The organism is Anaeromonas gelatinilytica (genome assembly GCF_016820635.1).
In the GTDB taxonomy this organism is placed as follows: domain Bacteria; phylum Bacillota; class Clostridia; order Tissierellales; family SIT17; genus Anaeromonas; species Anaeromonas gelatinilytica.
In genome coordinates, this window is record NZ_WSFU01000088.1 from 1 (window position 1) to 21,686 (window position 21,686).

Below are 21,686 nucleotides of genomic sequence, written 5' to 3' on the forward strand. Positions count from 1 at the left end.
ATACCCTACAACCCCTCTTTTTTATTGTCTTCCAATATTTTCTGTAACTATTAACCCTCGTGTCTATCAATAGTCTAAAACTTTTGTTAAATTAACTTTCCTAGACAATAAAAAAAGACCAAGATTATTAACCTTGGTCAAATAATATAATTCTATCGTTTAATTATACAAACATAAAATTCATCTTTATATTTTATAACTATTATTTTTTTTAATGTTCATTTTTTATTTTGTATATAGAACTTCCTTTTTCAAAAATGTTTGAACTACCATTCTTTTCTAGTTTCTTATTTGATGAAATAGATTCAGTTATTTCTCCAAATTTTTGTTCAATATCTTTTTCATTTATAGAAATAGCTCAAAAAATCCCTTATGCTTGTCTCGATGGTAGTTCACAAGTACAACTACCACCAATATAAGTAACCTCACTACTATATTTTGTTCCTGATATATCTATATAATAAGTATACCTAGGATTCATCATAGAATAAAAAATCTGCATATACATAGAATGATCTTTACCTATATCAGAAGTTATATAATTATATAAAAAAGAGGTTTGTGAAGCTGTAAATCCATAATTACTTGCTACCTCAATTACTTCACTATTTGTAAGCCCTTTATTAAAAACTAATGTAAAACACATACTATCATATTCTAAGTCATTTTTTTCTTTCTTTATTTTAATAATTTTATTATTTTTTTTAGATTTAAGGTTATAATTATCAATATTAAATCTTTTATTTTTTTGGCCGTCAAAAGGAAATTTTTGTAGAAATAATTTCTTTTGTGTTGCTATATAATGAGTCAAAATCTTTCTCATCCTTTCCTGCAAATACAGATATACTATTCATACTAATAATCATAGCAAAAACAAGGATAATAGTTAAAACTTTTTTCATTTACAACACCTTCCTTAATATTTTTTTATTTCAATTATATTCTACCATAAAAAATATGAAATTTTTGTCATTTATTATCATTTGTACTTTTTTATATAAATTTTTTTAATATTAGTTAAAATCAATTTCAAAAGTGATATTTTTCATGTCATCATGGTATCAAATCTAATCAATTTAAAACCTCATTTTATCGAATTTTCTCTTTTTTAGAATATGTTAAACTTTCCTATGAAGGGAGGTTTTAACAGTGAACAGAAAAGAAATATTATTAGATTTATACAAAACTAAAGATGATCTTGATCTAAAATATCAAGAACTTTTCTTTGAAGTTTTCAGTAAACATATCAATGAGTTAGATTTATCTCATGATGATTATCAAAATCTACTAAATAACTTTAAAGAACTTTTATTACTAATCAATCAATATAGTACTGATTTAGTAAATCAATATTTTAATTGTATTACTAAAATAATTGATTAGTAATTTTTTATTTTCCCTTTCTATGGTAAAATTTTCATAGAAAGGGAAAATAAAAAACTACTATCTTATTTTTCAGCTTTCTCCTTTATCTCTACTTTTTTATTTTCATATTCTGCATTTATCTTTAATTTTTCCTCATAAGACAATTCATTCCATATCTCCCATCCTATTTCTCTCATTTCCCTACGAATCCTCTCTATCTTTTCTTTAGGCATATTTGGATCTGGAGCTATTATATGAACAATGCTATTACCTATTTTGTAAGTAGCTGCATATTTTTGTTCTTGCATAAACATTCCCCCTTGCTTAATTTTATGAGGGGTCTAGATTGTACTATTAAACATTTATAGTTTGCCACTCAGGTAATGTCAAGAAAAATTTATAAAACTCAATAATGAAATTAAAGATATGAAAAATAATTTAAATGATTTTAGAGAAGAAACTCATTATAACTTTAACAGGTTAAAAAATAAACTTGATAATATAGAGCTCTATTTGATATTTCCTTATATTCTCTTCATTTAAATATCTCTATATAAAAATTATTTCTTTCCATCCAATCTTATTAATAATTATTCAAAATAAATCATAAAATTAAATTGAGGTGATTTTATGGACAGAGTTGCTATATATCTCAGAAAATCTAGGTCTGATGAAGAGGCTGAGGCTCATAGTGATAGTGAAACATTATCCAAACATAGGAAAATACTTCTTAAAGTAGCTAATAATCAGAATCTAAATATTATAAAAATTCGAGAAGAAATTGTATCAGGTGAAAGCATGGTACATAGACCTGAAATGTTAGAATTACTTAAAGAAGTTGAAGATAATATGTATGATGCTGTTCTGTGTATGGATGTAGATAGACTTGGTCGTGGAAATATGCAAGAGCAAGGTTTAATTCTCGATACTTTTAAAAAGTCTAATACTAGAATAATAACTCCTAGAAAAATCTATGACCTTAAAGATGAATGGGATGAAGAATATTCAGAATTTGAAGCTTTTATGGCTAGAAAAGAGCTAAAACTAATTAATAGACGACTTCAAAGAGGTAGAATAAGATCTCTTGAAGATGGTAACTATATTAGTCCAAACCCTCCCTATGGATATTTAATTGAAAATGATAATAATTACAGAACTCTTATTCCCCACCCTGAACAATCTGAAGTAGTGAGATTAATATTTGAATTATATACCAAAAAAGGCATTGGTGGAAGTAAAATAGCTAACAAATTGAACGAGTTGGGCTATAAAACATATAAAAATAAAAAATGGTTCTCTTCTTCTGTATTAAATATAATAAGAAATCCTGTATACAGTGGTAAAATTATATGGAAGAAAAAAAGCATCAAAAAATCAACTACTCCTGGAAAAACAAAAGACGTTAAACAAAGACCTAAGAATGAATGGATTATTGCTGAAGGTAAACATAAAGCTTTAATCTCAGAAGAAGTTTTTGAAACTGCTCAAAGAATACTTAAAAATAAATCTCATGTTCCCTATAGACTAGAAAATAGTATTATTAATCCTCTTGCTGGATTAATCAAATGTCAAATATGTGGATCATCAATGATACTCAGGCCTTATCCTAATAAAGACGATCAAATAATGTGTTATAATAAATGTGGTAATAAATCTTCTAAGTTAAAATATATAGAAAAAAGTATGTTAAATAGCTTGAAAACATGGCTTGTAGAGTACCAGGAACAATGGGAAAATGAGAATTTAAATAAAGTAAATAATAATAAAGTAAATGTATATATAAAAGCTCTCTCGAATTTAAAATCAGAACTAAAAGAGACTATTAAGCAAAAAAATAATCTACATAATTTATTAGAAAGAGGTATCTATGATATAGATACTTATCTTGAAAGATCTGAAGTGATACAAAATAATATTCAAAAGCTAGAGGATAATATAAAATCTACTCAGAAAGATATTAAGCAGGCTCAAAATCGATTAAAAACTCAAAAAGATATCATTCCTAAGGTAGAGAATGTATTAGCTCTATATAACAAAACTAAAAGCCCAGAAAAGAAAAATAAACTTGTTAAATCAGTTCTCGAATATGCTATTTATTATAAGAAAAAAAGTCAAAGAAATGATGAATTTACACTCACTTTAACTCCTAAAATTTCTGATGCCACTAATGGTAGATAAACTGTTAGTGGCAATTCATTACCTTCTTTATCTACTCCAATTGGTTCTTGAAGATAAACTTCTGATTTAATTTTTTTATCTGATCTAATACACATTAAAATTTCATTATCAATACATCTTGCTGCATAGGTGGCTAATCTTGTTCCTTTAGTTCTATCAAAAGTTGAAATAGCTTTTATTAGGCCTATAGTACCAATAGATATTAAATCATCCACTTCTCTTCCTGTATTATGATACTTTTTAACGATATGTGCCACTAAACGTAAATTACGTTCTATTAATATGTTTTTTGCCTCCTCATCACCCTGTTCATGAAGTATTAAATATCTAGTCTCTTCTTCTTTACTTAATGGTTGAGGAAAAGAATTATTATTAGAAATATACCCTAAAAAAAATGATACGGGTCTAACTAAATCTAAAATAGTAAATAGAAGTGAAGCCCACATTAATACGCACACCTCCAAAATATTAAGTCATATTATAGAATATGATTGTATTTGAAAAATGTGCACGTCTTATTATTTTAATTTATTTATTTCTTCTAATATTTCATTAAAAACAACTCCAGCTGTACTTGCTCCAGATTTATCTCCAATATCTTCCACAACTATAGTTATTGCATATTTAGGATTATTTATAGGAAAATATCCAGTAAACAATCCATCATTACTACCATTTTCCTTTTCTGCTGTACCAGTTTTCCCAGCAGCTCCTCCATATATATTACCACCAATATATTCACTTCCAGTTCCGTTTTTTACAACTTCTTCCATATATTTTTTTATGATTTGTGTATATTTGCTATTTATTAACCATTTATCTTCTTTTCTATTAAATTTTTTAGATTCCTTTCCCTTATTTGTAGCATATCCTTTTATTATAGATAAATCTTTCCTTATACCATCATTAGCAATTATCATTGTCATATTATTAATTTGAATAGGAGTTAATCGAATATGTTCTTGCCCTATAGCTAAATTTCCTATTCCTGCACCTCTTACTTCGTTTAAAGAAGATATTATTCCTGTTACTTCTCCATCTAAACCAATATCAACAATATCATCTAAACCAATATTTTTAGCTGTTTCAATTATCTTTTCTCCTCCTAACTTTTCAGCTAATTGAATAAATATTGTATTACATGATTCAGCATAAGCTTCTTTTAATGTTATCTCTCCATGAACAATATCATCATGACAAGAATACTTTTGATTATTAACTTCAATAGATCCTTCACAAATCATTTTCTCATCTAAATCAATATCATTCTCCAATGCACTTAATAAAACAATTGTTTTAAATATAGAGGCAGGATAATAACGAAATTTAATACTTCTATTCATTTGAGCATTATCATTAGATCTATTACTACTTGCTATATCATTTAAGTCAAAATCTGGTTGACTTGTCAAGGCTAGTATATCTCCCGACTCTACATCTGTTACTATGGCAGAACCATAATATTGTCTAGATTCCATTGCACTTTCTACAATTTTTTGTATTTCATAATCTATAGTTAATTGAATAGAATTTCTTATGTTATCTTTATTTTTATTAGCCTGTATATAATTTTCTTTATCATATAATATCCTGTTTTTACCATCAAATGTTAATAATAACTTATTATTTTCTCCTTTTGATAAAATTTCATTATATGCTTTTTTAATTCCAATCCCATCTCCATTTTCATTAATATATCCTATTACATGAGCTAAAATATTTTCATCATTATACTCTTTTAATTCTTCTAATACAAAAGTATTTTTTATATTAACATCATCAATATTCTCTTTTATTGGAACTTTTATTATTCTATCTTTCTCAATTTCCATATATTTTTTTAATTTTTCTTCAGAATAATCTATTTTTTCTAATAATTCATTATAATAATTCTCATCGCTAATTAAATTATACCTTGGTATATATAAGTATTTCTGACTTTCTCTATTAGTTAAAGGAATCATATTCCTATCATATATAGTCCCATTATAAGAAGTTGATATCTCATAATATCGTTGACTTTCAGCTTTTTCTTTATACTCTGGTCCCTTAACAAGTTGTATCCAAAATGTTCTTAAAATTATTATTAGAAAAATTATAATAAATATTCTATATAAATTAATTAATCTTTTTTCCAAAGAAAACATAAAAAAACCTCCATAATATTTTATTATAAGTATTTCCAAAATATCATGGAGCTATAATTTTATTTTAATTGTTTTTCTCTGATTATAGACTTCACTTTAGTAACCATCAAACCTATAGCCACTGTATTGAAACCACCTTCTGGTATTATTATGTCTGCATATCTCTTAGTTGGTTCAATAAATTGTAAATGTGCAGGTCTAACTGTGCTAAGATATTGTTCTATTACAGACTCTAAAGTTCTACCTCTATCTCTAATATCTCTAAGGATCCTTCTAATTATCCTAACATCAGAATCAGTGTCTACAAATATTTTTATATCTAATAAATCTCTAATTCTTTTATCTTCTAGAATCATAATCCCTTCAACTATAATTATATCCTTACTCTTAACTTCTATTGTTTTTTCTTTTCTATTATGTTTTTCAAAATCATATATTGGCTTTTGTACACTCTCTTTATTTGCTAACTTTTTTAAATGATTGATGAATAAATCATTATCAAAAGCTAAAGGATGATCATAATTTGTTTTTGTTCTCTCTTGAAATTCTAAATGACTTTGATCTTTATAGTATGAATCTTGCTCTATTATTAAAATATTTTCCTGAGGTAATGAGTTAAATATAGCTTGAGCTACAGTACTCTTACCAGATCCTGTTCCTCCTGTTATTCCTATTAATACTGATTTGTTCAAAAACATCAATCCTCTCTTGCTTTTCTTATCATATCCCATTTCTCTACAGGTTTATCTACTTTAATTTTAAATATTTGTTTAGCATGAGGTACTACATTTATTAAATTATTTTTTTCATCCCACATTCTATTAATTTTTTGAACAAAAAACTCTTTATTAGGACCAAATATTTCTACTTCATCATTATCAAATATTCTATTCCTCTGTTCTACCGTTGCTGTTTGAGTTTTTTCATCATAATCCAAAATTAAACCAAGAAAATCATAATTTCTTATATATGAACTACTTCCATATAATTGATCTTCTTCAGTAGGTTTATTGAAATAGAATCCTGTAGTAAAATCTCTATAGCTTGCCTTTTTTATTTCATCTAACCACATATCATTATAATTATATTTATTTGAATTTGCAAGATAAGAATCAATTGCCATTCTATAAGAGCGAATTATTGTAGCTACATAATAAGAACTCTTCATACGTCCTTCAATTTTTAAACTTTTAACTCCAGCATTAATAACTTCAGGTAAATAATTTATCATACATAAATCTTTTGAATTAAAAATATATGTTCCTTTTTCTCCTTCATATACTGGATAATATTCTCCAGGTCTTTTTTCTTCAACTAAATTATATTTCCATCGACATGCTTGAGCACATTCCCCTCTATTTGCATCTCTACCTGTCATATAATTACTCAATAAGCATCTACCTGAATATGAAATACACATAGCACCATGTACAAAAGTTTCTATATCTAAATCTTCTGGTGTATTTTCCTTTATATCTTTAATTTCTTCTAATGATAATTCTCTAGCTAAAACTATTCTTTTAACTCCTTGTTTAAACCAAAAATTAGCAGTACTAAAATTAGTAGTATTTGCCTGAGTGCTTAAATGAATTTCCATATTAGGTACTAATTCTTTTACAATTGAAAAAACACCAGGATCTGATATTATAACTGCATCTACTCCTATATCTTGTAATTTAAGAACATAACTATCTAACCCTTTTAAATCTTCATTATGAGGTATAATATTTAAAGTAACATATATTCTTTTTCCCCTTTTATGTGCAAATTCTACACCTTCTTTTATTTGATCAATATCAAAATTTTTTGCTTTAGCTCTTAAACCAAATTCTTCTCCTCCTAAATAAACTGCATCAGCACCATATATAATAGCTATTTTGAGTTTTTCTAAATCACCCGCTGGAGCTAATAATTCAATATCAGTCATTTTTACTTATCCTCCTTATAAGAAATAGCCATACCATCACCTATTGGTATTATACTTGTAATAAGTTTAGGATGCCTAGATATATATTTAAGATATTCTCTCATTCTTTTTACTATTGTCTTTTTACGTCTTATAACTAAATCATCATTAGCAACCATTCCTCTAAATAACACATTATCAGAAATTATAATTCCATTATCTTCTAACATATCAATGCAAAAAGGTAAAAAATCCATATATTTACCTTTAGCCGCATCAATAAATATAATATCAAATTTTTCATTTATATTATATAGTACCTCTTGAGCTTCTCCTTGAATTACATCTATTCCACCAATCTGAGATTTATTGATATTCTCCCTTGCTAACTTAACCATATCCTCTCTTCTTTCTATGGAAATCACTTTTCCCTTATTCATACTAGAAGCCATTATTATAGCTGAATATCCAATAGCTGTTCCAATCTCTAATATTTTTTTTGCACCTTTTATTTTTATTATTACTTTTAAAAATTCAGCTACTTCAGAATGAACAATAGGCACACGATTTTCATCAGCATATTTTTCTAAAGTTCTTAAAAATTCTGTTCTTTCAGGTATAATATCTCTTATATAATCTTCTATATATTCTTTATTTATATTACTCAAAAATATCTCCCCTCGACATAAAAATAATAATACGTAGTTTATTATACCACCTATTATTATTTAAAAAACATTAATTACTATTTTTTACACTTAAAAATTCATCATAATCATCAGTAAAGAAGTGTTTTCCACTTTCATCTTTTTTTAAGACAAAATATATATAATCGTGTTCTTCAGGATTAATCGTAGCTTCAATTGAATCTAAACCTGGAGATGCAATAGGTGTAGGAGGCAATCCTACGTTCATATACGTATTATAAACAGAATCTATTTGAGTATCAGCAATAGATAAATTAGCCTTTCTTTCCCCTAATATATATTGAACCGTTGCACAAGACTGTAATTTCATCTCCATTTCTAATCTATTATAAAAAACCTCTGCAATTTTAGGTCTTTCCTCATCCATTTTACTTTCTCTTTCTACTATCGATGCTAAAGTAACTAATTCATTAATATTTAAATTTTGTTTAAAACTCTCACCTTTTAACTTTTTTACATATATTTTATTAAATTCATCTAACATTTTTCTGATTATATCTTCCTCAGAAGTATCTGGATATACTTCATATGTTTGCGGAAATAAATACCCCTCTAAATTCATATTATCAGGAACATCTTGTAAAAATTCATAATCCTCTGCAAATTTTTCAACATCATCAGTTAAACTTAAAAATTTATCCTTGTCCACAATCTTTTCATCAGAAAGTCTCTCTGCCATTTCTTCAATTGTGTAACCTTCTGGTATAGTAAACTTAACTGCACTACTATTTGTTCCACCTTCTACTAATTTATCTAAAATTTCTTCTGGAGTCATAGTGGCTTTAATTTCATACAAACCTGCTTTCAATTTACCATCTGTTCCTTTAATTTTAGAAACAATTCTAAATATATTCTTATTCCTTATAAGATTATTTTCTTCTAATATAGAAGCTATTTTTTCAGTAGAACTACCATTAGGTATCTCTATCTCTATTGATTCTATCTCACCATCAGTCACAACTGGTTTTGTGTTAACTTCATAATAATATTTAGATCCTAATCCCCCAACTATTATGATAATTAAAAAAACTATAAAAATTTTCCATATCATCTTCATTATACTCACACCTCGACAATTTTATATATTTTTCATTATATAGTTTTATATTTAAAATTTCAAGTAATTGAATAAAACAGGAATTCGGTTTTAATCGATTTCCTGTTTTCACTATACATCTCACATAATATTTATAAATCACTAACTTTATATACTTATCATTATTGGTACTAAAATAGGCACTGCGGTAGATAAAATCATCCCTGTAATAAAAGATACAATTGCTGTTTTAGAATCAGTAGATTTAGATATTAATGGTAATGATGTATCCATTGCTGTAGCTCCCGCTGGAGCTATACTCTCCAAGTATCCAATATGTTTTGCCACAAAAGGTATAATCATTAATCCTAATATCTCTCTAACCACATTAGTTAAAAAAGCTAATGTGCTAAGTTCAGAAGAATAATTAGTAAGCATCATTGCTGATAATGTATACCATCCCAATCCAGCTCCTACAGCCCCTGACTCATTTACAGGTAATTTTATTATAAAACCTGCTAATATACTACCAAATATACTACCAAGTATAATCATCAATGGTACTAATAAAATTTTAAATCCCATTTCCTTGATTCTATGCAACACTTCTTTATTTTTTCCAATATCTATTCCCACAAAAAATAGAAGAAGACATAATCCAATATCAATAATTATATCTGAATTTGATAGTATAAATTCAGGAGAAAAAAAATATCCTAATAATATTCCCCCTAATACTGCTAATATTATTCTAAAACTCATTTTTTCCCTCCTCTTTTTCTCCATCATTTATCATAAATTTTTTTATAATCATAATAAACAATATACTTAAAGCTATTGAAAATATTGAAATAATAATTGCTTGAAATCCTAGTCTAAAAAATGAGGACGTTACATCTTCATTCCCACCTATTTTTATACCCATTATAAATAGTAAAAATAATAAACATATAGACTGTATTAAATTCATTTTTCCCATTATATTTTTATGTACAAGTCTTTTATATCCTACTATACCACCTAAAAATATAATTACTAAGTACATGATTAGTCGTAAACCCATTTATTTCCCCCATTTAATTATAATTGAAAATGATAATCACAGACTTTACTGTGACTATCATTTTTAAACTTCCATGATTATTGGTAAAATCATAGGATTTCTCTTGATTTTTTGATATAAGAAATTCCTTAAAGCATCTCTAACACTAGATTTAAGAGTTGACCAATCAGTTATTTGATTTTTTTCACACTCTTTTAATACATCTCTTACAATATTTCGAGCTTCTCCCATTAGATCTTCTGATTCTCTTACATAAACAAACCCTCTTGAAACAATATCTGGTCCTGATACAACCTTACCATTTTCTTTAGTAATAGTTACGACTACAACTATTAATCCATCTTCAGACAAATGTTTTCTATCCCTTAATACTATATTTCCAACATCGCCAATACCTAGACCATCAACTAAAATATTTCCAGATGGAACACTTCCACTAACCTTAGCTGAATGTCTACTTAATTCTAACACTGTTCCCTTTTCAAGTATGAATATATTATCTCTATCCATACCTAAATTATTAGCTAACCGAGCATGCTGTTTTAAATGTCTATATTCTCCATGTACTGGTATAAAATACTTAGGTTTAACTAAAGAATGCATTAATTTTAATTCCTCTTGACAAGCATGACCAGACACATGTACATCGGCTAGAGCTTCATATATAACATTAACTCCTTGCTTAAAAAGTTGATTTATAACTCTTGATACAGTCTTTTCATTGCCTGGTATCGGTGTTGCAGATATTACTACTAAATCTCCTGGAATCAATTCCATTTTTCTATGGTCAGAAGAAGCTAATCTAGATAAAGCTGCCATAGGTTCTCCTTGACTACCTGTAGTAATTATAGTAATCTTATTATCCGGATATTTATCCATATCATTAATGTCTATAATAGTTCCTTCGGGAACATCTAAATATCCTAATTCCGTTGAAACCCTCACAACATTTATCATACTTCTACCTGAAACAACAATTTTTCTGCCAAATATAATCGCTGAATTTATAATCTGCTGAATTCTATGAACATTTGAAGCAAATGTAGCTACTATTATTCTTCCTTCAGCTGTCATAAATATATCATTAAAAGTATTTCCTACAGTTTTTTCTGACATTGTCGACCCTGGTCTTTCAACATTAGTACTATCTGCCAATAATGCTAATACTCCTCTATTCCCTAAATCAGCAAATCTATTTAAATCTATCATTTCACCATTTATTGGAGTATAATCAATTTTAAAATCTCCTGTATGAACTATTGCACCTTCCGGAGTATGGATAGCTAAAGAAACTGAATCTGGAATACTGTGATTAGATCTTATATATTCAACAACCATTGATCCTAATTTTGTCTTTTGCCCTGGCTTTACTATATTCAAAGTAGTATTTTTCATTCCTTTTTCATTAAGTTTATTCTCTACTAAACCTAATGTTAATTTTGTTCCATAAACTGGTACATTCAATTTTCTTAATACATAAGGTAACGCTCCAATATGATCTTCATGTCCATGAGTTAATACAATAGCTCTTATTTTTTCTTCATTTTTCTCAAGATATGTTATATCTGGTATTACAACATCAATACCTAACATTTCATCCTCTGGAAATATTATTCCACAATCTACAACTATAATATCATTTTTATATTCGATAACTGTAATATTTTTACCTATTTCATCTAATCCTCCTAACGGAATTATTTTTACTTTTGGTGTTTGTTTTCCCACCTTATCACTCTCCTTTAATAAATCCACTATTGCATAACCTTTCATATTTCATTACTATTTTTATTATATCCATCAATGTATCCTAAATTATATTGACTTAATAAAGCTTTTCAATTATATTTCCAGCCATAATTTTTACTTTTGACAATCCTCACAATATCCAAAAAATTTAACATTATGATCTACTATTTTAAATTTACTCTCTTTCTCAACCTTCTCTTCTAATTTATCTAACAAATCAATTTCAACTTCTGATACTTTACCACATTCCATGCATATTAAATGATGATGCTGATGATGATTTGTATTAGTATTTAACTCATATCTATTACAGCCATCATCAAAATTTAATTTATAAATAACATCTAATTCTTCAAATAATTGTAACGTCCTATATACTGTAGCTAACCCTATCTCTGGATATTTATCTTTAACCATATCATAAACTTCTTCTGGACTAAGATGACTTTCTTGATTATCTATAAATACATCATAAATAACTCTTCTTTGAGTTGTTAATTTATATCCTTTTTCTTTAAGTTTATCTCTTAACATATCAAATAATGATTCCATTAAATCACCTGCTTTTATTATTATATTTATAGAATATATCTATATTATGGAAATGTCAATGTTAAATGCAAATAAATATCATTTGATAATCATAATTTCACTTTAACTTCTTTCCATAGTTTTATATTTTTATTATTTACATGACATTTAATTGCCTTTATTTTTACATTATATTGATCCGCCAATTTTAAAGCTTCACTAAATTTAGGATCCATTTGATGATTGGGAGAAAAAATTTCTGCATCATTCCTTTGAATAATAAAAATAATCGCAGCATTAAAATTTTCTTTTGTAGCTTCTATAAGCTCTAATACATGTTTTGTCCCTCTTGTAGTCGGTGCATCAGGAAACTTAGCTGTTCCATTATCTACAAAAGTCACACATTTAGCCTCAATTAAAGTATTTGTTTTACCTTTTAAACTTAAATCAAATCTACTATTTTTATATTTTACTTCCTTATTAACTTCCATATAATCTCTAAAAAAAGATATCTCCTTATTTATTAGAGCATCATATAATATTTTATTTGGCATACTAGAATCTATCGAAACTAGAATATTATTATGATATACCATTAATAAATCAAACTCAGTTTTTCTGTTTAAATTATTGACCTTTCTAACAATTATTCTCGCTCCAGGAATTAACAACTCTTTCATCCTTCCAGTATTAGGAACATGAGAAAAATAAATATTTCCATCAATGGATATTTCAGCTACAAACCTATTTAATCTACTAATAAATTTTCCCTCTACTAAATTACCTTTAATATTAACCAATTTCTTATTATTCCTCATCAATAATTTGCATATATATTTCACTTACCTCATTAAATTCATTTTCATCTTCAATTTCAATTAAAAAACCTTCTCCATTTTTATCATATTCTAATCTTAATAACAATCCTTCTTCAATATCCTCTGGCCTTACAACTGCATATTCATTATCTTTAGCTTCAAACAGATGAATAATTTCAAAATTATGCTCCTTTCCATTTTCATCAATAAATGCATATTTTTCTTCCATAATTAACTCCTCCTATTTATTCATATCTAAATAAGTCTGTAATATATAAACTGCTGCTAATTTATCTACAACTTTTTTTCTTTTACTCCTACTCATGTCTGCTTCTATTAATGTTTTCTGAGCAGATACCGTTGTTAATCTCTCATCTTGATATATTATTTCAATCTGCTTTTTTTCTTTTAATCTTTCTACAAATTTAAATACTTTTTCCCCTTGAGGCCCTAGAGTATTATTCATGTTTTTAGGCAATCCCACTATTAATTTCACTATATTATATTCTTCTATGATTTCTATAATTTCTTTAATATCTTTTTTAATACTAGTTCTTCTAATAGTCTTAATTCCTTGAGCAGTTAATCCTAATGGATCACTTACTGCTATACCAATAGTTTTATCTCCCACATCTAGCCCTAATAACCTTTGCATATCATCCTCCATTAAATTATTTTAATACAAAACTCATTACAATACCTTCCACAATAACCGCATAAAACGCATTTATTCTTATCTACTTGAGCTTTTCCATTAACTATTTTTATCGCATTATGTCTACAAATTTCTTGACATCTTCCACATCCAACACACCAATCTGCAATATGAAGTTTTCTATTAGATTTACGAAGTTTTTTCTCAATATCTTTATTAATAGTTCTTTTTTCTATTAAATTAACATTTGCATCTACTTCTAAATGTGATTGCATACCTATTGCAATAGAATGTATTTCTTTTATATCCTGAACATAATTAAATGCTTCTTCAACATTTTTTAAAAGATGTCCTCCCCCTAAAGGTTTCATTCCATAAATTCCTTTTCCTAATGCATGACATTTTTTTATAGCATTTATCATGTCGTTGCTATCTCCATCTTGAATTCCTATACCTATTTTATTTATTATGGGATGAACTACCTCTATCTCATTATATTTAGCTGCTGCCAATACCCCTTCAACTCTATGAGTCGATATTCCTATACTTCTTATAATACCCTTTTCTTTAGCTTTTATAAAATATTCTATAGCTTCATAATGTCCTTTAATCGTATGCTCACTTTCTTGTTCATGTAATAAAAATAAATCTATATAATCAGTGCCTAATTCATTTAAGGCTTTCATTAAACTATTTTCTGCTGTTTCTTTAGAATAGGAATATGATTTTGTAGCAATCACAAAATCTTTTCTATCAATATCTTTTAAAAATAAATTTATATGACCATAATTATCATATAATTCAGCAGTATCTAAAAAATTTATCCCTCTATCAAAAGCATATCTAATTAACTTTGCCCCCTCTTTATAAGAAAAATTTCTTTGTAAAGGACTTATCGTAAGAGAGCCAAAACATAATCTAGATACATCTATATTAGTATTCCCTAATTTTACATTTTTCATCTATTCACTTCCCTTATTAATACCCTCAACAATTGTAACATATATTATGTAATTACAAATATAAAGATTAATTAGTGCAGACAACAAAAGTCCAGAATCATTTGCTAAAAAGCCTACAATACTCCCTATTATAAGACTATTAAACAATGTTAAATCTATTTTATTTAAACTTTTATATTTTATAAATTTATTTATTAAATAAAACATTATAGGAATAGTTATTAAAAACATCTTACTCCATAAACTATTACCTATAAGTCTTATATTTACTAAAACCTTTCTTTTAAATATACTTAAACTTCCTTTTAACCCATTAGAAAAAATAATAGACAAAAAATTGGTTATATGACTTTCTCCAGTAGATAAAAATAATATATAAATAACTACTAAGAATATTATAATTAGACTTATTAATAAAATTTTAATTATAACTTTATCATATTCTTTTTCTTTAAAATCTCTATATACTAAATATAAAAACATAATAAATATTGCTATCCCCGACCCCAAATTAGAACCCCATTGAGGAAATATTACTATTAAAAAAGTAAAAAAATAAATTCCCATTATCAATGATTTATTATTTTTTTCAGTTATCATGTCACTAAACATAACCATGGAAAAAATTAAGATACCAGCCATCTCATTTCCTAATCCATAATATCGTGCACCTATTATAGGATCATATCCCAAAACAGAAAATAATATTAGCTTGTTTTTATTCAATATATCTATGATAAGTATAATAAATATTAATGAAAATATATATTGGATTTTTACATTTAAAAACTTAAACAATATTAATAAACTAAATAATAAAATTAATATAAAATATATATTATTATTAAAAATAGGACCTATAATTAAAACCAAAGGTAATAAACATAATATATAAACTATATAACTAAGTAAAGAAATTATATACTTATTTTCTATAACTAATAAGCTGAAAATTAAATATAAAATAAGCAATAAAAAACCTATTATAATGACTATTTTTAATATAGGAATTCTTAAATTTGATGTTTTATTGATTTTATTATTTAGTTCGTTAATATAATTTAAATTCGACTTATAATCGATATTCTCAATACCATTATTCTTAAAATCATCTTCATATATATTAAAATTTTTTACTATTTCAGCAGCAATATCTAAATTACTAATAATACCTTCTCTTTTAGTAGAATCACTATATAATAATCCTTTATTAATATCTTTACCCCATATAATTGCTGGAGTTAAACCTTTATCAAATCCTTCTTTAACATTGGGACTAATGATTATAACTCTATCTCTAGATCTATCAACTCTTTTTATTATAGAATTTAAAAAATCATCAATTCTATTTAAAATTGCTAGTCTTGTATGAATAGGATTATTTAAATTCTCAGTATCAATTATAACAAAATCTGATGTGTTTTCGATACTATCAATTTTATTTATTATTAATTCATAATATTTTTCAATATTTTCACTATAATCTCCATCATTATATGGATTATAAAAATTTAATATATTATTTATTTTACCATCTTTATTCATAGCTATTAAACCAGTCATTCCTATAAAAGTATCAGCAGTATCTGAATAATCAAATACTGCTGATTCTATATTATTTGAATTAAGCAAGTCTCCTATAACCCCTATATTAGGATTATATAGATTATTTTCATTATTATAAATTATATTATCTATTGTAAAATTGCTGGAATAATTATTAATATCTTGTCCTATTACATTTCCCTTCTTTAATATATCCAGTGGATAATGTACTATTTTTCCACCGAAAACTTTATCTGTAGAATTTATAGTAACAAACCCTTCATAATTTGTATAACTTGATACACCTTTAGGATTCATCAATCCTATACTACCATCAGAAATCATCTTCTTTAAAAAATCCATTTCATTAATATCTTCCAAAGACAAATTATTTATGACTATCATATAAAGTTTAGATTGACTATCATTAGTATTCCCAAAAGTAATTGAAGATTTTAAAAATAATATACTTATTAATATAACAGTCAAGATATATTTATGTTTATTCAATAATTACCCTTCTTTTATCATTCATTTATTTTTAAATAATTTTTTAACAGCTCTTCTAATAAATCATCTCTTTCCACTTTTCTTATCATACTTCTAGCGTTATTATAGCTCGTAATATAAGTAGGGTCACCTGATAAGATATAACCCACCATTTGATTAATAGGATTATAACCCTTTTCTTCTAAAGCATGATAGACAGATACAAGAATATCCCCAGCTTTATTTTTTTTATCATTAAATACATCAAACATCATAGTTTTATTTGTATCATTCATAATAACACCCCTTTTTAATAACATATCTTACTAAAATAATCTTATATACATTATATATTATAATAAAGATCTCTTCAATGAACTTTAACTATTTATTTATCTGTTCTTTCACTAAATCTTCTACAATACTTAAAGCCTCTTCAATTTTAGATGAATCTTTACCGCCAGCTTGAGCCATATTAGGTCTTCCTCCTCCTCCTCCTCCAGTAACTTTTGCAACTTCTCTTATAATATTCCCACAATGTATTCCTAATTTCACCGAATCTTTTGTAGCCATTGCAATTAAATTCACTTTATCATCTTTTTTTGTAGCTAATACTATAATTACATTATCTAATCTTTCTTTTAATTTATCTCCTAACTGTCTTAAACCATTAATATCTAATCCATCTATTCTCTTAGTTATTATATTTATTCCATCTAAATTATATACTTCATCCAATAAATCTTCTATCTTTGAATCAGCTATTTTTGATTTAAGAGTTTCAATCTCTTTTTCTAAAGACTTAATTTCTTCTATTGTAGCTTTAGTTTTTTCAACAATACCATTTTTATTTGTTTTAAGAATAAAAGTAACATCATTAATTTGTTTTTCCATTTTAACAAACATATCATATACTCTTCTACCTGTAATAGCTTCGATCCTTCTTACTCCCGAAGCAACACCTGACTCTGATATTATTTTAAACATTCCAATTTGGCTAATATTATCTACATGAGTACCACCACAAAGCTCCATACTATAGTCACCCATTTTCACAACTCTAACTTTGTTATCATATTTTTCATCAAATAATGCAATAGCTCCCATATCCTTAGCTTCTTCCATACTTTTTTCCATAACTTTTACTTTTAATGAGTCAAATATTTGCTTATTTACTAATTGCTCTATTTCTGTCAATTGTTCTTCAGTTAATGATTCATAATGAGTAAAATCAAACCTAAGTCTTTCATCAGTAACTAATGATCCAGCTTGATTAACATGCTCTCCTAATATAATTTTTAATGATTTATGAAGAATATGTGTAGCAGAATGATTCCTTGCTATATCATTCCTTCTTAATTTATCTACAGAAGCTTTTATTTCATCCTCTAACTTTATACTTCCTGACTTAACTGTAACCAAATGTATAAAATTACCATTCTTGCGTTTAGTATCATATACTAATCCTTTAAAATATTCATTTTCTAAAATACCTGTATCACCAATTTGTCCTCCACTTTCTCCATAAAAAGGAGTGTTATTTAATATTAAATACCCTTCTTCATTCTCATTTAATTTTTCTATTAATTTATTATCTTTTATTATAGCTAAAACTTTTGATTGATACGATAAATTATTATATCCTTGAAATTCCGTCTTAAAATTATATTCTAAATCTAAGTTATCCTTTGAATCCCAAGCCTCTATATCATCAGAATTTCTAGCATTCCTAGCTCGATTTCTTTGAAACTCCATTTCCGTATTAAACCCTTTTTCATCAACATAAAAACCTTCATCTTCTAATATTTCTTTTGTTAAATCTAGAGGGAAACCATAGGTATCATATAATTTAAAAGCTCTTTTACCTTTTAACGTATTTTCATCATTACTTTTCATTTCATCAATGTATGAATTTAATATCTCTATACCTTGATCAATTGTTTCTTCAAATTTTTCTTCCTCAGTTTTAATGATTTTTTTAATTTGAATTTTTTTATCTTGCAATTCATTATAAAATTCTTTCCAATTATCTATAACAATATCAGCTAATTCATATAAAAATTTATTTTTTAATCCTAATAATTTTCCATGTCTAGAAGCTCTTCTAATTAATCTTCTTAATACATATCCTCTTCCTTCATTACCTGGTAATACTCCATCAGATATCAAGAAAGTCATAGCGCGTATATGATCAGTTATAACCCTTATAGACACATCTGTTTCTTTATTATCACCATATTTTATATTAGCTATTTTCTCAATTTCATTTATAATTAAACTTATAGGTTCTATCTCAAATATATTATTCGCATTATTAAGAACTGCTGTTATTCTTTCTAAGCCCATGCCTGTATCAATATTAGGATTAGGTAATGGATTATAATTTCCATTAATATCTTTATCATATTGAGAAAATACTAAATTCCATACTTCTACATACCTATCACATTCACAACCAGGTTTACATTTTTCATCACCACAACTATACTCTTCCCCTCTATCAATATATATTTCTGAAGAAGGTCCACAAGGCCCTACCTCTAGTTCCCAAAAATTGTCTTCTTTTCCCAGCTTCACTATCCTATCCTTAGATACACCTATTTTTCTATTCCATATTTCATAAGCTTCTTCATCTTCTACATATACAGAAACCCAAAGTTTATCTTTTGAAATGTTCAACCTTTGTACCATAAATTCCCAAGACCATTCTATTGCTTCTTCTTTAAAGTAATCACCAAAAGAAAAATTTCCTAGCATTTCAAAAAAAGTACCGTGCCTATCAGTTTTTCCTACATTTTCAATATCATCAGTTCTAACACACTTTTGACAAGTACTCATTCTATCTCTAGGAGGTTTTACTTTTCCCAAGAAATAAGGTTTTAATGGAGCCATACCAGCAATTATAAGTAATAAACTCTTATCACTCTTTGGCACTAAAGAAAAACTTTCTTTTATCATATGATCCTTTTCCTCAAAAAAATCTAAAAATTCTTTTCTAATTCTATGTAAAGTATAATTATTCATTTTATACACTCCTTTTATTAAAACAAAATTTATTCTTTATAAAAAAATAAAGCTTCATCCCGGTTAGGGACGAGCTTTGCCCGCGGTACCACCCTATTTACATAAGTGTCACTTCATAATATAACGGTTTAACCGGAAATCCTCTACTTAATTCAAGAATTCAGCTTAAGGGCTGCTTCTATATATTATATTAGGTATTTTCCAGCCTTGAATACCCTCTCTATAAATCATCATATATATACTATTCCCTATCCTAGCCTTTAATTATTTAATTATTTAATTCTTATAAAAATTATAATTATTTATATTATATTTGTCAATACTACATTTCACTTATCTTTTCTACTATAAATGATAATATTATCTTTAAAGTAGTAGTAATTGGTATTGCTAATAACATCCCTAATATCCCCATTAAATTACCACCTACTAATAATGCAATAATGACAAGTAATGGATGTAATCCTACTTTATCTCCCATAATCTTAGGTTGTAATATATTACCTTCTATCTGTTGAATAACAACAAATAGAATTAATGCCCAAACTGCCTTCATAGGAGATTCTAAAAGTGCAAATAAAACCGCCAAAGAACCACCTATTATTGGTCCAAAATAAGGAATTATCTCGGTAATTCCTGAAATGAATCCAATAATTAAAGCATAATTCACATTTAATATTAATAAACTGATAGCAGTAAATATACCAACAAATACTGCTATAATAAATTGTCCTCTTATAAAATTCCCTAATGAATAATCTATTTTTTTTGCTAAACTTATAATATCTGCTCTATATTTTTTAGGAATTGTCATTTCTATATTTTTTTTAAAAAACTCTTTATCTTTTACTAAATAAAATACAATAATTGGAATTAAAAATATGTTTAATGCTTTTGAAAAAAAAGACATTAAAAAATCCATAGATCCCTTAATACCATCAATCAAAATATTTTGTATTTCAGTTATATTATTTTCAATACTATTACTAATTTCATTCAATCCAAAAGGAAGATTTTCAATATTCCTATAATAATTATCATAAAAATTATCTATAAATTTACTTATATTATTCGCATACTCAGGTAACAATTCTATTAAATTCTTAACTTCTTTAAATATTGCAGGAAATATTAATACAGCTATTAAATAGATAATACCTATAATTGATAAATATACCAACAAAGTTCCATAAATTCTTTTTATCCTTTTAGATTCTAAAAAATTAACAACTGGATTTATAATATATGCAATAATAATAGATATAAATATAGTAAATACAATTCCTCTTAAACTATTATCATTATAAATATAATAAATTATTATTAAAAAAATAAAAATTAATATTGAAATTATTCTTTGTTTTCTACTAATATATAGTCGTTTTTCTTTATCTAAATATTTATTCCCATATTTAATAATAAAATATGAAAATAAAATTATTAATATTATAATAGATATTTCTTTTATGTAAATTAAAGTTTCTAATAAATTCATATATTATTCCCCCAAC

The 21,686-nt window shown here is 26.1% G+C and carries 22 protein-coding genes and 1 other annotated feature; of the genes, 2 read left to right on the top strand and 20 right to left on the bottom strand.

Going from position 1 to position 21,686, the window contains the following annotated elements; genetic code table 11:
• Window positions 1-370: 370 nt before the first annotated feature.
• Window positions 371-823 (bottom strand): hypothetical protein, encoded by a 453-nt coding sequence (locus tag GOQ29_RS06950; protein WP_203371923.1) that lies wholly within the window; start codon window positions 821-823, stop codon window positions 371-373.
• Window positions 824-1,149: 326 nt separating this feature from the next.
• Between GOQ29_RS06950 and GOQ29_RS06955 the strand changes: the two genes are divergently transcribed.
• Entirely contained in the window at window positions 1,150-1,383 is a 234-nt protein-coding gene (locus GOQ29_RS06955; RefSeq protein WP_203371924.1) for a hypothetical protein, read from the top strand.
• Between the two features lie 65 nt (window positions 1,384-1,448).
• On the opposite strand, the gene GOQ29_RS06960 is transcribed toward GOQ29_RS06955, so the two are convergent.
• Entirely contained in the window at window positions 1,449-1,673 is a 225-nt protein-coding gene (locus GOQ29_RS06960; protein WP_203371925.1) for a hypothetical protein, read from the bottom strand.
• 322 nt (window positions 1,674-1,995) lie between these two features.
• Here GOQ29_RS06960 and GOQ29_RS06965 point away from each other — a divergent pair, with 322 nt between their 5' ends.
• A complete protein-coding gene (locus tag GOQ29_RS06965) occupies window positions 1,996-3,543 on the top strand; it encodes a recombinase family protein (RefSeq protein ID WP_203371926.1) in 1,548 nt (515 codons plus the stop codon).
• Here the strand turns inward: GOQ29_RS06965 and GOQ29_RS06970 are convergent.
• From GOQ29_RS06970 to GOQ29_RS07055, 18 genes are all read right to left on the bottom strand, one after another.
• A complete protein-coding gene (locus tag GOQ29_RS06970; RefSeq protein WP_203371927.1) occupies window positions 3,477-3,989 on the bottom strand; it encodes a sigma-70 family RNA polymerase sigma factor in 513 nt (170 codons plus the stop codon). The genes GOQ29_RS06965 and GOQ29_RS06970 overlap by 67 nt on opposite strands.
• A 72-nt stretch (window positions 3,990-4,061) precedes the next feature.
• Window positions 4,062-5,690: a peptidoglycan D,D-transpeptidase FtsI family protein gene (locus tag GOQ29_RS06975; protein ID WP_203371928.1), complete on the bottom strand. Its 1,629-nt coding sequence runs from the start codon at window positions 5,688-5,690 to the stop codon at window positions 4,062-4,064.
• A 59-nt stretch (window positions 5,691-5,749) separates the two neighbouring features.
• A complete protein-coding gene (gene udk / locus GOQ29_RS06980) occupies window positions 5,750-6,382 on the bottom strand; it encodes a uridine kinase (RefSeq protein WP_203371929.1) in 633 nt (210 codons plus the stop codon).
• A 5-nt stretch (window positions 6,383-6,387) separates the two neighbouring features.
• Window positions 6,388-7,617 carry a peptidase U32 family protein gene (locus tag GOQ29_RS06985; RefSeq protein WP_203371930.1) on the bottom strand — a complete coding sequence of 410 codons (1,230 nt, stop codon included), beginning with the start codon at window positions 7,615-7,617 and terminating at the stop codon, window positions 6,388-6,390.
• Between the two features lie 2 nt (window positions 7,618-7,619).
• Window positions 7,620-8,264, bottom strand: coding sequence for an O-methyltransferase (locus tag GOQ29_RS06990; protein ID WP_203371931.1), 645 nt, complete (start codon window positions 8,262-8,264; stop codon window positions 7,620-7,622).
• Between the two features lie 70 nt (window positions 8,265-8,334).
• Complete coding sequence (gene mltG, locus GOQ29_RS06995) at window positions 8,335-9,360, bottom strand: endolytic transglycosylase MltG (protein ID WP_203371932.1); 1,026 nt, start codon at window positions 9,358-9,360, stop codon at window positions 8,335-8,337.
• Between the two features lie 147 nt (window positions 9,361-9,507).
• Window positions 9,508-10,101 carry a LysO family transporter gene (locus GOQ29_RS07000; protein ID WP_203371933.1) on the bottom strand — a complete coding sequence of 198 codons (594 nt, stop codon included), beginning with the start codon at window positions 10,099-10,101 and terminating at the stop codon, window positions 9,508-9,510.
• Window positions 10,091-10,402, bottom strand: a complete 312-nt coding sequence (locus GOQ29_RS07005; RefSeq protein WP_203371934.1) for a LysO family transporter — start codon at window positions 10,400-10,402, stop codon at window positions 10,091-10,093. Before GOQ29_RS07005 ends, GOQ29_RS07000 begins: the two co-directional genes overlap by 11 nt.
• Before the next feature lie 63 nt (window positions 10,403-10,465).
• A complete protein-coding gene (locus tag GOQ29_RS07010; protein WP_203371935.1) occupies window positions 10,466-12,130 on the bottom strand; it encodes a ribonuclease J in 1,665 nt (554 codons plus the stop codon).
• 135 nt (window positions 12,131-12,265) lie between these two features.
• On the bottom strand, window positions 12,266-12,703 hold the full coding sequence (locus tag GOQ29_RS07015) for a Fur family transcriptional regulator (RefSeq protein ID WP_203371936.1): 438 nt from the start codon (window positions 12,701-12,703) through the stop codon (window positions 12,266-12,268).
• A gap of 89 nt (window positions 12,704-12,792) precedes the next feature.
• Window positions 12,793-13,482 carry a DNA/RNA nuclease SfsA gene (gene sfsA, locus GOQ29_RS07020; RefSeq protein ID WP_252187551.1) on the bottom strand — a complete coding sequence of 230 codons (690 nt, stop codon included), beginning with the start codon at window positions 13,480-13,482 and terminating at the stop codon, window positions 12,793-12,795.
• Between the two features lie 7 nt (window positions 13,483-13,489).
• Window positions 13,490-13,729 carry a DUF1292 domain-containing protein gene (locus GOQ29_RS07025; RefSeq protein ID WP_203371938.1) on the bottom strand — a complete coding sequence of 80 codons (240 nt, stop codon included), beginning with the start codon at window positions 13,727-13,729 and terminating at the stop codon, window positions 13,490-13,492.
• 12 nt (window positions 13,730-13,741) lie between these two features.
• Window positions 13,742-14,155: a Holliday junction resolvase RuvX gene (gene ruvX, locus GOQ29_RS07030; RefSeq protein WP_203371939.1), complete on the bottom strand. Its 414-nt coding sequence runs from the start codon at window positions 14,153-14,155 to the stop codon at window positions 13,742-13,744.
• An 11-nt stretch (window positions 14,156-14,166) separates the two neighbouring features.
• Window positions 14,167-15,117 carry an aldo/keto reductase gene (locus GOQ29_RS07035; protein ID WP_203371940.1) on the bottom strand — a complete coding sequence of 317 codons (951 nt, stop codon included), beginning with the start codon at window positions 15,115-15,117 and terminating at the stop codon, window positions 14,167-14,169.
• A complete protein-coding gene (locus GOQ29_RS07040; protein ID WP_203371941.1) occupies window positions 15,118-17,172 on the bottom strand; it encodes a hypothetical protein in 2,055 nt (684 codons plus the stop codon).
• A 17-nt stretch (window positions 17,173-17,189) separates the two neighbouring features.
• Window positions 17,190-17,447, bottom strand: a complete 258-nt coding sequence (locus GOQ29_RS07045; RefSeq protein WP_203371942.1) for an IreB family regulatory phosphoprotein — start codon at window positions 17,445-17,447, stop codon at window positions 17,190-17,192.
• 88 nt (window positions 17,448-17,535) lie between these two features.
• Window positions 17,536-20,175 (bottom strand): alanine--tRNA ligase, encoded by a 2,640-nt coding sequence (gene alaS / locus GOQ29_RS07050; RefSeq protein ID WP_203371943.1) that lies wholly within the window; start codon window positions 20,173-20,175, stop codon window positions 17,536-17,538.
• A 62-nt stretch (window positions 20,176-20,237) separates the two neighbouring features.
• Window positions 20,238-20,439: a binding site (T-box leader), on the bottom strand.
• Between the two features lie 58 nt (window positions 20,440-20,497).
• Window positions 20,498-21,670 carry an AI-2E family transporter gene (locus GOQ29_RS07055; protein WP_203371944.1) on the bottom strand — a complete coding sequence of 391 codons (1,173 nt, stop codon included), beginning with the start codon at window positions 21,668-21,670 and terminating at the stop codon, window positions 20,498-20,500.
• Window positions 21,671-21,686 lie beyond the last annotated feature (16 nt).